Annotated in this window: 7 protein-coding genes and 2 pseudogenes; 7 read left to right on the forward strand and 2 right to left on the reverse strand. The window is 43.4% G+C overall.

Features of this window, described 5'->3' with window-relative positions:
- The first annotated feature begins 183 nt into the window (after positions 1–183).
- The 5 genes and pseudogenes from E4T81_RS15290 (at position 184) to E4T81_RS15305 (ending at position 11,813) form a co-directional block, all read left to right on the forward strand.
- A complete protein-coding gene (locus E4T81_RS15290; protein ID WP_135046097.1) occupies positions 184–3,996 on the forward strand; it encodes a response regulator in 3,813 nt (1,270 codons plus the stop codon).
- A gap of 41 nt (positions 3,997–4,037) precedes the next feature.
- The gene (locus E4T81_RS15295; protein ID WP_135046099.1) at positions 4,038–6,347 is read left to right on the forward strand and encodes a DUF2264 domain-containing protein; all 2,310 of its coding nucleotides are present in this window, start codon (positions 4,038–4,040) and stop codon (positions 6,345–6,347) included.
- A gap of 5 nt (positions 6,348–6,352) precedes the next feature.
- Positions 6,353–7,627 (forward strand): annotated as a pseudogene (locus E4T81_RS15975) (BNR repeat-containing protein); the annotation flags it as partial.
- 102 nt (positions 7,628–7,729) lie between these two features.
- Positions 7,730–8,704, forward strand: a pseudogene (locus E4T81_RS15980) (DUF4861 family protein); the annotation flags it as partial.
- The gene (locus tag E4T81_RS15305; RefSeq protein ID WP_135046103.1) at positions 8,697–11,813 is read left to right on the forward strand and encodes a glycoside hydrolase family 2 TIM barrel-domain containing protein; all 3,117 of its coding nucleotides are present in this window, start codon (positions 8,697–8,699) and stop codon (positions 11,811–11,813) included. The pseudogene E4T81_RS15980 and the gene E4T81_RS15305, both read left to right, overlap by 8 nt.
- A gap of 96 nt (positions 11,814–11,909) precedes the next feature.
- Here the strand turns inward: E4T81_RS15305 and E4T81_RS15310 are convergent, their stop codons facing one another.
- On the reverse strand, positions 11,910–12,140 hold the full coding sequence (locus E4T81_RS15310; RefSeq protein WP_135046105.1) for a hypothetical protein: 231 nt from the start codon (positions 12,138–12,140) through the stop codon (positions 11,910–11,912).
- Positions 12,141–13,324: 1,184 nt separating this feature from the next.
- Here E4T81_RS15310 and E4T81_RS15315 point away from each other — a divergent pair.
- Positions 13,325–13,609 carry a helix-turn-helix domain-containing protein gene (locus tag E4T81_RS15315; protein WP_135046107.1) on the forward strand — a complete coding sequence of 95 codons (285 nt, stop codon included), beginning with the start codon at positions 13,325–13,327 and terminating at the stop codon, positions 13,607–13,609.
- Positions 13,606–13,899 carry a helix-turn-helix domain-containing protein gene (locus E4T81_RS15320; protein WP_135046109.1) on the forward strand — a complete coding sequence of 98 codons (294 nt, stop codon included), beginning with the start codon at positions 13,606–13,608 and terminating at the stop codon, positions 13,897–13,899. Before E4T81_RS15315 ends, E4T81_RS15320 begins: the two co-directional genes overlap by 4 nt.
- A 63-nt stretch (positions 13,900–13,962) precedes the next feature.
- On the opposite strand, the gene E4T81_RS15325 is transcribed toward E4T81_RS15320, so the two are convergent.
- Positions 13,963–14,636 (reverse strand): site-specific integrase (locus E4T81_RS15325; protein ID WP_167762000.1); only part of this gene is annotated, 674 nt, incomplete at its 5' end.

Below are 14,636 nucleotides of genomic sequence, written 5' to 3' on the forward strand. Positions count from 1 at the left end.
GCAAAGATAGATTAAAATAGATGTAAGCATGGTTTTCTAAATTTTATTTAATGTTTGTATTTTTATATTTAGCGTTATTCTGGTTTGCTATTGTTTAAATTTAGTTTGAAATAGTCCAAATTGCTTTAAAATAATACGTTATATCGAATTAATTACTTATATTTGCATTAAGATAATTACCATATGATACACATTGCACGTACCTTATTATTTCTTTTAATCCTGCTGATTCCCATGTTCTGTAAGGCAGCCGATGCTTCTGCTACAGTCAGGCGCATCGGCATTTCTGACGGACTTAGCGGAGACCGTATATTCAGTCTCACTCAGGATTGTGATGGTTTTATTTGGGCTGTGTCATATTGGGGTGTTGACCGGTTTGACGGACGTATTGTGAAAACATATCATCCTACACACAATGGTGAAATAATAAAGCACTTTCTCTATCATACAAAAATCCATTCGTATCAAGATAAAGTAATACTTGGAGAGCAAAATGGTCTGATATTTGAATATAATCCGAAATTGGACGATTTTGAGGAAATAGCAGATGTGCGGAAACTTACCGGAGAAAATGATTTGATTCTTAAAGATTTTTGTCTGATCGGCAACGGAATTTATTTCGCAACCAATTACGGCTTATACTGTTTTAACTGTGGTAACCTTCAGATGGTTAGTCAAAGAGCAGATATTTCAGCAATCGGACATGACGGTAAAAATCATATATATTATGTAGCGGATCGAAAACTTATTTATTTGAATGGGGATAGAACATTGATTATTGCCGAATTAGGTGATGTTGCTCGATTTATACATTCTGCTCGTTCCAAAATGTATATCGGGACAAATGATAGTGGTTTGTTTATATATGACTTGTCTACACAAAAATTGACTCAGTCAAATGCTCGATTTCATAAATGTCACCTTACGGCTGTAGCAAATGGAAATGAAGGAGAACTGCTCATTGGGACTGATGGTGCAGGTTGCTATGTTTATGATATGACAAATGACAGAATCATCGAGAGCTACAGTGAGTCAATGGGCTCTATGCCTGTTGGCAATGCGGTAATGGATGTTCTTCTCGACCGTGATTCCAATATTTGGGTGGCTACATTTAATGGTGCATTATCAATGATTCATCATGACAACAGTAGATTTTCGGCTCTTATGGCTAATAACAGGATTCCTGGATTTGGAAACTCATTTCTGCAATCAAAAAACGGAGTTTTATGGATTGCTTCTGATAATGGAGTGCTTATGTATAATCCTGAATTATCGGAGTGGAAGCATTATCTCAAGGACAGGCCAGAAAAGTCCATAATAGTTAGTCTTGCTGAAGATAGTGGCGGGAATATCTGGGCTGCCGGATTTGGCAGTGGGATTTATCGTATAAGTAATGAGGGAACTATTAGTCATTTTACTACTAAGCTTCCGTTATGTGGCAGAGTTCTTGATAGTGACTATGTAGCTGTTGTCATAATTGATGGAGATAATTTATGGGCAGGCTCATATTCTGACGGAAAGTTGATGCGCTTTAACCTGAAAGATAAATCATCGGATGTATATGATGTGCCTGATGTCCATAGTTTGACTGTGATGGATTCATATACTGTCATTTGTGGACAATCGGTACAATTTACTGTACTGAATCCGTTGACAAAAGATACTATTGTCATAAAAAACAATGTCTCGATAACAGACATAAAATCAATCAGTGATAAAGTATGGCTTGCAACGGCAGGTAATGGTCTGATGACATATGACCCTGTTTGTCATAAATTAAGTGTGATTTCATTATTTAACGATAATGATGAGTTTAAATACATAATGGCTTTATGTCATTCTCCTGTTGATAGTTGTGTTTATTTCACTACCTATAAGCAATTGTACAAATACTCATATATAAATGATACTGTAATCGGAATTGGCGAATTAATGGGATTGCCACCTGCAACTTATAATGAAAGAGCCATAGAATTAATGCAATCAGGAAATCTGCTTCTTGGTGCATCCAATGGAGTGACTGATGTGGATATCAATATGGAGCTTTTGGCTTGTTCAAAACCACATATCTATTTTACGGAGTTTAAAGTCGCATACAATGTCATATCGCCCGATGACAATTCTTCGATATTATCGGGTTCGCTTAATACAACGGACATAATAAGATTATCTCATAATCATAATTCTTTTTCAATTGCATTCTCAATGGTTGATTATGGAGCGTCAAGGCTTACTAAATTACAATATATGCTTAAAGGCTTCGACAAGGAATGGATTGATGCTACAGATTATGATGCCAATTACACAAATGTCCCTTCAGGTCGTTACATATTTAAGTTGCGTCTTTGCGATAAGAACACTGGGGCTGTTATTTCAGAACGATGTCTTGAAATTTCAATCGCAAAACCGATATGGGCAACATGGTGGATGATTATAATTTATACTGTTTTATTCGGATTCATAGTCTTCTTAGGCGTGAAATTATTGAAAGGGAAACTGCGACAACGCTATTCTGATGAAAAGATGAAACTATTCACAGAGATGGCACATGAATTACGTACACCAGTTGCTCTTATTAAAGCTCCGCTAATGGAACTTGCCGACAATAAAGACCTGACAGATGAAGATAAAGCGACTCTTGGGATAGCAATAAAAAATACCGACAGACTACATGAGCTTACCACCCAATTAATGGATTTCCAGAAATTGGATGCGAAAGCTATGATACTGAATCTGTCCACAGTAAATTTACTTGATTTTTTTGCGCAAAGAATCTCCCCATGGGAATACAGAGCAAAACGTAAGGGGTTAGTATTTTGTACCGATATAAATTCACTTCGCAATGTATTTACATCAATTGATTGTCCAAAAATGGATGCAATTATCAGTAATATTCTGTCTAATGCTGTAAAATATACTTCCCGTGGGACTATTGAAGTTAATGCTAAAATAGATGATGGATATTATAGTATAACAATTAAGGATACTGGCATTGGTATACCGGCTAATGAGCAACGTCAACTATTCAAACAATTTTTCAGAGCAAAAAATGCGAGAATGTCAAACGAATCCGGGTCTGGCATCGGTCTGATGCTGACTCATAGATTAATCGAACTGCATGGAGGCTCTATATCCATTTCAAGCAAAGAGAATGCAGGCACTCTTGTGAAATTAAAATTTCCGATAGTTAACGGTGATGTCGACTGTTGTGAAAATATGGATTACATCTCTCCTGCATTAAATGACCAAACGATATTAGTTGTTGATGATAATTCCGATATGCGGGAAATTTTAAGGAAAACGCTTGAGTCTAATTATAATGTTATTGTTGCAAAAGACGGAAATGAAGCAATGGTGATGGCTGTAAATGAAATGCCTGACATAATTGTTTCAGATCTCATGATGCCCGGTTTGACTGGAGAGGAATTGTGTAGAAAGTTGAAAAACGATATGGCAACAAGCCATATACCGTTTATACTACTTACTGCCGTATCAGACCGTGAGACAAAAGCAAATGCGTTTGACTGCGGAGCCGATGATTATATGACTAAGCCTTTTGACAATAAGGAGTTGAAGGCACGTATAAGAATCCATTTGCGTCATAGTAATAAGCTAAAAGAGTCATTGCAATCACCGGATGGCTCAACTGAAGACGCTGACTTCATAAATCCACTTGATAAAGAATTTATGGATAAGCTCACCGCCATTATCAACTTGAATATTGAAAATTCCGATTATTCCGTTATGTCTTTAAGTTCAGATATGGCTATGAGCAGATCCTCGCTGTATAATAAACTAAAGGCTATCGCCGGACAGTCACCCAATGACTTTATTCGTCTGCAGCGATTGAAAAGGGCTGCAGATTTATTAAAACAGCGTCGTTATACAATTATGGAGATTGCTATAATGACCGGTTTTTCTGATACAAAATATTTTGCTACTATTTTCAAAAAGCAATTTGGCGTGACACCAAGTTCCTATGCCAAAGGGAAATAATGAAATATTAAATTGACAAACCATAATAAACACGAATCAACATGATAAAACTCCGCCAACTGCTATCAGTCACATTATGCTGCATAATTTTCATTAATGTATCGGCCGCCAACAAAGAAGCCGAAGAAGTCAGAGCCATAATCCAAAAAGTAAACATCCGCTGGCAGGTCGACAACCCTCCTCAGGCGCGCTCATTCTGGGACAACGCGGCCTATCACACGGGCAACATGGAGGCATATCGTCTCACGGGCAATACCGACTTTCTCGACTACTCCGTCGCGTGGGCCGAACATAATGAATGGAAAGGAGCCAAAGGCAACGACAGAGCAAAGTGGCGGTATGACTACGGCGAGACCGATGACCATGTGCTGTTCGGTGACTGGCAGATATGTTTCCAGACCTATGCCGACCTGTATAATATATTTCCTGATGACAATCGCGTCCGCCGGGCTAAGGAGGTGATGGAACATGAGATGTCAACCCCTGCAACCGACTACTGGTGGTGGGCCGACGGGCTGTATATGGTGATGCCGGTCATGACCAAGTTATATAAGATAACAGGCGATAACCGCTATCTTGAAAAGCTGTATGAATACGTGTGCACAAGCGACAGCATCATGCTCGACAGCGAGACCGGCCTCTATTTCCGTGACGCGAAATATGTGTTTCCGGCCCATCGCAGCGTCAACGGACTTAAAGACTTCTGGGCGAGAGGCAACGGATGGGTTCTTGCCGGACTTGCCAAAGTGCTGAAAGACCTTCCGGCCGATTACAGCCACAGGGAGTTTTTCATCCGTAAATTCCAAAAACTTGCCGATGCCGTTGTAGAGTCACAGCAGCCGGGCGGATTCTGGACACGCTCGATGCTCGACGAGGCTCATGCTCCGGGATGTGAGACAAGCGGCACCGCCTTTTTTATCTACGGATTGCTCTGGGGTATAAACAACGGCTATCTTGACGGCGACCGATACAGGGACGCCGCGCTTAGGGGATGGCGATACCTCAGGACCGTCGCCTTGCAGAAAGACGGCTCCATAGGCTATGTCCAGCCTATCGGCGAAAAAGCGATCCCCGGCCAGGTGGTCGATGCCGGCTCAACAGCCAACTTCGGCGTCGGGGCATTTCTCCTGGCTGCGTGTGAATACACGCGCTATCTCGAGCGCGACTCCCTGCATGACCGCGCCTATTGGGTCGACCTGCTGTGGCAGATGGCCTATCCGGTGCTGAGCAACATGGCAGAAGGCAATCTGCAGAAGAACATGCTCGTGGAGGTTAGCCCCAACTGGGACGGACGCAACAAAAAAGTCACATATATGGAGGCTTTCGGACGACTTATGGCAGGAATCGCACCATGGCTCTCATTGCCCGACGACGGTTCGGCCGAAGCCGGCAAACGGGAGACTTTAAGGTCTCTCGCCCTGAAAAGCTACGCCAACGCCGTCGACCCCGAAAGTCCCGACTGCCTCTTGTGGCATGGCGAGGGACAGGCGTTGGTCGACGCAGCCTATATCGCTGAGTCTTTCTTGCGCGGTTATGACACTCTGTGGCTTCCGCTTGACGAGGTGACCCGCAGCCGTTACATAAAGGCGTTTACCGATTTGAGGCATATCGACCCGCCTTACACCAACTGGGTGCTGTTCTCGTCGACCATCGAAAGTTTTCTGGCAAAGGCGGGAGCGTCTTACGACCAATACAGGGTCAACTCGGCGATACGCAAGGTCGAGGAATGGTACACGGGTGACGGATGGTATGCCGACGGTCCGGAATTTTCATTTGACTATTACAGCAGCTATGTGTTCCACCCGATGTATCTTGAGACCCTTCAGGCGATGAAAGATGCCGGAGCCTACACACGTATCCATTACAGGAACTACTACAACCGTGCCCTCAAGCGTGCACAGAAATACAGCCTCGTGCTCGAACGGTTGATTTCGCCCGAGGGCACATTTCCAGTATTCGGCCGCTCGATACCCTACCGCATGGCCACGATGCAGCCGCTCGCGTTGATGGCGTGGTATGGACGGCTCCCGGCCGGAGTGTCGGACGCACAGGTACGCTCGGCTCTTACAGCCGTGATGCACAGGATGTATGACGGAAAAGAGAATTTCAATGAAGGCGGATTCCTGACAATCGGTTTTGCTGGTCGCCAGCCCAATATAGCCGACTGGTACACCAACAACGGCTCACTCTACATGACCTCGCTTGCCTTTCTTCCGCTCGGACTGCCAGCAGCACATCCGTTCTGGACTGACGCGCCTCAGCCCTGGACCTCATGCAAGGCCTGGGGTGGCGAACCCTTTCCCAAGGACCACCACTGGAAGGAGTATGAACGCTTTCACGACCTCTATTGACCTCCATGCGACACGTTCCCACCCTTATCATATGTCTCTGCAGCCTGTGCTGCTGCCATGCCGCAGTCAAGCTCTCTTATGTGGCTGACGGCTACAGCGCGACATCAGTCAATACGGCGATATTTCGCTCCAACTCGGTGGTGTCACACGGTGACAGCCAGTATGTATGCTTCTATGACCCTGAGGGATATGTAACGCTTGCCCGACGGCTTCATGGATGCGATGACTGGACCGTGAGCCGCACCCAATATCACGGAAATGTGGCCGATGCCCACAATGTCATTTCGATGGCGATAGACGGTGACGGCTATATCCATGTGGCTTTTGACCATCATGGCGACTCGTTGCATTATTGTCGAAGCGTCTCTCCCGGAAGTCTGTGTCTCGGTGAACTCGAACCGATGACAGGCATTGACGAGAAGGATGTTACCTATCCCGAATTTCATACATTTCCTGACGGCCGACTGATTTTTGCCTACCGATCGGGATTTTCAGGAGGCGGGAATATGGTGATAAACAGTTATGACACAACGACACGCCGCTGGCAGAGACTGCATGATGTGTTGCTCGACGGGGAAAATCAGAGAAATGCCTACTGGCAACTTTATATAGATGACAGTTCCACTATCCATCTGTCGTGGGTGTGGCGCGAGACGTGGCTTGTGGAGACCAATCACGACATGTGTTACGCACAGTCAAAAGACGGCGGAGTCACTTGGCAACGCAGTGACGGCACACCCTATACACTCCCGATAACCGAACGGTCGGCCGAAATCGCATGGCACATCCCGCAAAATTCCGAACTCATCAACCAGACTTCGATGACAGCGACACCCGACGGAAGCCCCATGATTGCGACCTATTGGCGTGACTCTTCCGACTCAGTGCCTCATTACCGCCTCATCGAGCACGACGGACGGCAATGGAGAATGTCGACGGTCGTGAAAAGGCGCACACCCTTCACTCTTTCGGGCGGAGGCACGAAAATGATACCTGTGTCACGCCCGCGTATCGTGGCCGACAACGACAGGATATTCTATCTGTTCCGCGATGCCGAGCGAGGCGGCAAAGTGTCAGTAGCCGTCAGAAACTCCCCCGGCAGCGGTTGGGAAGTGTCCGACCTGACCGACTTCAGTGTCGACGCCTGGGAGCCTACCGTTGACAACGACCTGTGGCGACACCACAGGCGGCTTTACATATATGTCCAGCGCGCATCTCAGGGCGACGGTGAAAAAGTCATCGATACAGCTCCGCAACCGGTTTTTATCCTTGAGTATGATATGAATGATTGTATTATTGCTGCAATCAAAGTTATAAATACACTTCCACTACAGCGTACAGGATGGATGGCTGAGATCGATAACACTTTTGGAAAAGACTTCTGCATATTAGATTCTTCAGGCAGAGAAGTACCTTGTCAGATAACCTATGACAATAAGCTGATTTTTCCTGTATATATGCCAGAGATATCAGAATATGAATATAAAGTAGTGAGACGTAACCCTCGGCATTATAGACCTGTTGTAGCTGGCAGATTATATCCGGAAAGACTTGATGACATGACATGGGAAAATGACATTGCCGCCTACAGGGCTTATGGTCCGGCTTTGCAACAGTCTGGAGAAATGGCTTTCGGCTATGATGTATGGACAAAGTCAACCGACAGGCTTGTAGTTGAGCAAAGATATAAGAATCATATGAAAGGTAAATCGTTTCATGTGAATCATGGTGATGGGATGGACGTATATTCTGTTGGTCCTACCTTGGGCGCGGGGACAGCGGCTGTGATAAGCGATGCAGGAGAGATTGATTACCCATATTGTTTTAATACACATCAGATACTTGATAACGGACCATTGCGATTTACTGTGAAACTGGAATATGAACATGAGACACGTATTATAAGCCTTGATGCAGGTTCCCATTTCAATCGCACAAAGGTTATTTTTCATGATGTCGCTGACTGTGCTGTTGTCGCTCCTGGCATTGTGATTCATCGCGCTGATTCAACCGCTATATTTTCCGATATAGTAAATAGCTGTGCTATTGCCGGCTATGGCGATCCTACTGATTCTCCATATAGTAATAATGGGGTGATATATATAGGAACCATAGTTCCCTCAAATGATGCCGATGTAATATTTTGTCCTTATGAGTCTTTGTCTTCTGATATATATGGACATCTTCTCACCAAGGTGAAATACAATAGTGGTTCACAATTATTATACTATTGGGGCTCAGGATGGAGCAAATGTGGAATAAAAAGCCTTGATGAGTGGCATATGCTTATGATAAATTATGCAAATTCAATAAAATCACCTTTGAAAATAATTTTAACAAATTCAGATAATGAATAAGATTACTTCCTTACTGTTAATATTGATAGTCAGTGTTAATGCATATTCCTCCAATGATAATGATTGGGAAAATCCTTCACGATTTGCTATCGGAAGGGAAAATCACCGCGCTACATCGATTCCATTTCAGTCGAAGGAAGCGGCAATGTCGCTATGTTTCAATTATAGTGATTTTTACAAATCTTTGAACGGCAAATGGAAGTTCAGATATTCACCCATGCCAGAAGACAGACCTATAGACTTTTATAAGGTAGATTATGATTCGTCTTGCTGGGATTCTATATCAGTTCCCGGCAATTGGGAAATGTATGGTTATGGGATGCCGATATACACTAACGTAATATATCCATTCCCCAAAAATCCCCCATATATCCCTCATTATGACAATCCAGTAGGCAGCTATAGACATACTTTTGATATACCTGCCGCGTGGAATGGGCGTAAGGTCTTTCTCCATTTTGATGGAGGAACAGCCGGAATGTACGTTTGGGTAAATGGGGAAAAAGTCGGTTATGTACAGAGTACAAAAAATCCTGCTGAATTTGACATTACAACCTTAGTGAGATCGGGGAAGAACGAACTTGCATGCGAAGTATATCGTTGGACTGACGGCTCATATCTTGAAGATCAGGATTTTTGGCGATTGTCGGGTATTGACCGTGATGTATATTTATACACCACAGCCAACCAACGTATTTTTGATTTTTTTGCAAAACCAGACCTTTCTACAGATTACAAAAACGGGATACTTACAATAGAGACAAAGTTGAAAAATTATGAAAGTCATACATCCATTTGTAGCCTTGAGGTTTCACTGTTATCATCAGTAGGAAAAGAAATTTGGTCAGCAAAAAGAAATATTGAACTTGCGCCCGACACATCCTCTGACGCAGTATTTTTATCAAGAATAAAGAATGTGGACAAATGGAGTGCAGAGATTCCGAATCTATATACTCTCGTTTTGACATTAAAAGACGATGGAGGAAAACTATTGGAATCGATGTCATCGCAAATTGGTTTTAGAAAAATTGAAATTAAGAATTCGCAACTTCTTATAAATGGACAACCTATTGAAATTCATGGTGTGAATCTACATGAACATCATCCGTTTAATGGCCATGTCGTAGACAGCGTCATGATGATGGAGGATATACGAATGATGAAATGTCATAATATAAATGCCGTGCGTATGAGTCATTATCCACATTCTCCCTTGTGGTATGAACTTTGTGACAGATATGGTCTTTATGTCGTTGATGAAGCGAATATCGAAGCTCATGGTATGGGTTCGGTCCCATGGGACTATATTGATCCTGATCGTCATCCTGCCAAGGTGCAGATTTGGGAAGAAGCCATTCTTGATAGGGAGAAGTCTCTTGTAGAACGCGATAAAAATCATCCGTCTGTGATTATTTGGTCGCTTGGAAATGAATGTGGTAATGGAGAAAACTTCCGTAAAGCCTATTCATGGATAAAGCAAAGGGACACATCCCGTCCAGTTCAGTTTGAACAGGCTCAAGAAGAAGAAAATACTGACATTGTATGTCCGATGTATCCATCGGTGGAATACATGAAGGAGTATGCTTCAAGAATTAACCCGGGACGTCCATTTATAATGTGTGAATATGCACACGCAATGGGTAATTCAACAGGAAATTTTCAGGAGTATTTTGATATTATACGAAATTCGCCACAAATGCAGGGCGGTTTTATCTGGGATTGGGTTGACCAAGGATTTCTTGCTCATGATGAAAACGGCAGGCAATATTGGACATATGGAGGCGATTATGGGGCAACCGAATATGTAAATGATGAAAATTTCTGCATCAATGGACTCGTATTTCCCGATAGGACGCCTCATCCTGGTCTTAATGAAGTCAAAAAGGTCTATCAGGACATACGTTTTTCATCTGAAAAACCAGAAAACGGTATTATAGGTATAGAAAATCATTTTTCATTCAAATCCACTGATGACTATATGTTCTTGTGGGAGCTTCTTCGTAATGGATTGGTGGTTGCAACAGACTCGCTGAAGGTCAATATCGCACCTGGTGCTAAAAAAAGTGTATCTCTCGGTTTACCAGACATTTCCAATGATTCGGAATATGTTTTGTCTGTTTATGCTTATACCAGTCATGATGACGGGATTATCAAGGCACGACATGAAGTGGCAAGAGATCAATTCATGCTGAATAAGGTTAATGAAAGTATCAACCTTATTTATGATGAAAATAAACCGATATTTAACGAAACTGATAATCATTGGATTGTGAAATCGGGGAATGTCGTTATGACTTTTAATCGTAGAGATGGAAGTTTGACGGAATATACGATTGATGGTAGAAATATTTTTGCAGGTCCGTTAATGCCGTCATTTTGGCGTGCACCAACCGACAACGACATTGGAGACGGTTTGCATATCCGCTCCAATGTGTGGCGCACGGCAGCAGCCAACCGGCACCTCGTTTCATTAGAAAAAAGTGAAAACAACGGGATATTAACTATAAAGGCTCTTTATCGGATGTCGGATATAGGATCTAATTACGAGATGTCGTATTCTGTAGGAGATTTCGGTATGGTGAAAGTAGATATCTCATGGAATGCAGATGAAGGGATAGATGTTCCGGAGCTTCCTCGCTTTGGTGTCATTATGCCGTTATACAAAGAATTTGATAAATTCTGTTGGTATGGGCGTGGACCATGGGAGAATTATTCTGATCGAAACACATCTTCATTATTGGGAATCTACTCCAGTCAGGTAAACACATTACGCCATCGATATGTGCGCCCTCAGGAATCAGGTAATCATACTGATGTAAGGTGGGCTTCTCTGACGAATGGACACAATCTCGGTATAAAGATTGTCGGTCAAAAGCCTATGGATATTTCCGCTCTTGATGTCACATCTGAGATGATGGATCCAGGATTGACCAAAAAACAAATGCATGACAACGACATATCCCCTGACCGCTGGCGCGTATTTCTGAATGTAGATATGGCTCAAAGGGGGGTAGGGGGAGATAATAGCTGGGGGGCAAGCCCGCACAGACAATATGTCCTTAACGCTAATAATTACAGCTATAGTTTTTATATTATCCCATTAAACTAAATTGAATAATGGAGGTGTGCCAAAATTGCTATGATAATGCTAAGATAATGTTATCTGCAAGAAAAGCAGTTCCTGACACACCTCCATGCATGTTAACTATCTGCTGATATTATCAAGGAACTGTTCGAGAATATTGTTGATTACATCGCGGACGTGACATGGTGGACGTTGTTCTGACAGAAGCATAAGGCGTATTGCCTGAACGAACTGCGGTTCTATGCTGATTTCAGAGAAACGACGGCTGAACTGGCTTGTGTCGCGTTTACGGAGATAGACTTCACGAAAACGGGTCTGGTCGGAATGGTTGACATGGGTGTTGTCAGTCATAAAAATGGATTTAAGTGGTGAAACGATGGATCATAGCCTTAGGCTACGTGGCCACAGGGCTACAACCGGTTGAACGATTGAACTATATATAGGCTTTTCAATTTACTTATCAATAAACATACAAACGTATAAATGTAGAAATAGGTAGGTAGACTGTTCCATAGATTTATAATTAATTTGAACTTTAACCTATGATATTTCTAAATCAATAGATTTGTAAGTTGACAAGTATAAAGAAAGTCTGTCAGATTGATTGGCATATCTATAGTTCAAAAGGCAGTTTCATAAATAGCACGGTAATTAAAACTCCTTGAAGATAGGTCTGTCACTCAATCTCTATATAAAGATACAAATAATTTTCCAGATGGTTTAGCATATAATTCAACTGATAGGCGGCAGAAAAAAGCCATTGTCCGGCTATGTCCAAGTATGTCCGACTATGTCCGAATTTTTGGACTGATTTTTTAACATTTCCGATTGAAAAATTTTTTTCTGACTCAGCCAAGTTGCCGATGACCGGCGCATAAAACATCTAATTTTTCTTTCCTTCGTTAGGATTTACGCGACATTTTTTGTAAATTTAAGTAAGCGAAACGGGAATACACTTCCGGCTGACGCATAGGAATAAGGACTGAATGCCGATTTCAGCAAACCGGTCTACAGAAATGGCTACATTCCATATTTCATAATAGGAAAGGATGTTCACATGAACTCTGCAAGTTATGTTTCCCGGCACACGAAAAGAAGAGTGTGCCAGAAAACACTTGCAATGTAAACATTGGGAAGATTTCTTTGCCGAGGCAAAGCGCCAAGGCGATTTCCTCCGAAGTCGTAAATCCATGCGACGGGCTGCGCCGGCTTTTGCTACCGCAATACGGTTACACCACTTAATCCATATAATTATGCCTCAGATTTCAATTATTGACTTTTAACCGATTATTCGCACAGTAGTGTGAATGTCAGAATTATTCCGTAACTTTGCCACTGAATTCCGCAACAAATGAGCGCAGAGCGGAGCTTGCTCCGGCTATGCCGAATGAAGTAAGGAATGCGAAGATATAGAATCGCAGTCATAAATTTTTGATTGTGGATTTAGTGGTGAGTCGGCGGGAGGGATACCCGCCGACTTTTTCAAACCTTATCCCACAAACCACCACTGTATAATCCACTTAACCCACAAATTTATGGACACAATTGAAGTCGAGCGAGAAGTATTCGACGCACTGATTGAACGTGTCGATTTTCTCCACAAGACCGTCAAGGTGTTGTATGACGAGCTTCGCGACAAAAGATTGTCGGACTGGCTCAACACCAAGCAGACCTGCGACTATCTCCACATCTCCGAAAGGAAGCTACGCGCACTGAAAGAGCGCGGTAAAATCGGGTTCTCCCATATCGGCAGACTTTCACAGTTCAAGGGCAGCGACATCGCCCGGCTTATCGAGAAGGAGAAAGGAGCGGGGCAATGAAAGAAACAATAACCGCCACAGACCCGCGCATAATGCGGCTGACCGCACAGGCCGACGACATCACCGCCATGTGCCAGCGACTTCGGGACGAATACCACCCGTTGCTCCACGGCAAGCGGTTCATCACCGACGCCATGCTGTCTGAGCTGCTCGGAGTAAGCCGACGCACCACGCAGGATTACCGCGACAGGAGGCTGCTTCCATATTATCGGCTTGACGGCAAAATACTCTATGCCGAGGAAGATATAGAAATCTTCCTGCAATCCAACTACCGACCCAAATTCGACTGAAGAAATAACGGCAGCCAAGCACAAAGCCCGGTTGCCGTTATTTTTCTTTCTCACTGTCTGCTGTCAGTTCATCATTGCACAGTCAAACTTGTTGCGCATACTTGCCATATCCTCATATATGGTCTTGTCCTGCATTTTAGCGTAGATCTGAGTTGTCCGTATGTCGGAATGACCGAGCATCTTCGAGATGCTTTCAATCGGCACATGGTTACTCAGCGAAAGTGTTGCGAAGGTATGGCGCGCCAGATGCGTTGTGAGATGTTTCTCTATCCGTGCGAGGTCTGCTATCTCTTTTAGATATGCGTTCATCTTCTGGTTGGTAATTACCGGAAGCACAACATCTTTCTTGATGACAACCGGATTGCCATCATATTTTTCTGCAATCTTGCGAGGAACGGCAAGAAGAGGAATGACACTCATCTCGCCTGTTTTCTCACGGGCTTTGCGTATCCATGTGTTGCCCTCGGCATCAGTCGTGATGTTGGAACGCAGCAGCGATTTGATATCACAGAACGCCAAGCCGGTGAAACAGCAGAACACAAAGGTATCGCGCACTACCTCAAGCCGCGGAATGTCGCTCAGGTCAAGCTCCATCACAGCTTTAAGTTCTGTTTCAGTCAGGTATTGTCGCTCAGTGTGGGTTCGCTGGTATTTCTTGCCTATAAACGGGTCATGGTCTATCCACTTGTGGGCGAGAGCATACTGCATCACATTCTTTACACAGCGCACATAGCGGA

Source organism: Barnesiella sp. WM24, from assembly GCF_004570975.1.
In the GTDB taxonomy this organism is placed as follows: domain Bacteria; phylum Bacteroidota; class Bacteroidia; order Bacteroidales; family Muribaculaceae; genus Muribaculum.

Excerpts from the sequence above, each read along its gene's own strand:
- E4T81_RS15315 (WP_135046107.1), top strand. The coding sequence starts at position 13,325 with ATGGACACAATTGAAGTCGAGCGAGAAGTATTCGACGCACTGATTGAA.
- E4T81_RS15295 (WP_135046099.1), top strand. The coding sequence starts at position 4,038 with ATGATAAAACTCCGCCAACTGCTATCAGTCACATTATGCTGCATAATT.
- E4T81_RS15305 (WP_135046103.1), top strand. The coding sequence starts at position 8,697 with ATGAATAAGATTACTTCCTTACTGTTAATATTGATAGTCAGTGTTAAT.
- E4T81_RS15320 (WP_135046109.1), top strand. The coding sequence starts at position 13,606 with ATGAAAGAAACAATAACCGCCACAGACCCGCGCATAATGCGGCTGACC.
- E4T81_RS15310 (WP_135046105.1), bottom strand. The coding sequence starts at position 12,140 with ATGACTGACAACACCCATGTCAACCATTCCGACCAGACCCGTTTTCGT.
- E4T81_RS15290 (WP_135046097.1), top strand. The coding sequence starts at position 184 with ATGATACACATTGCACGTACCTTATTATTTCTTTTAATCCTGCTGATT.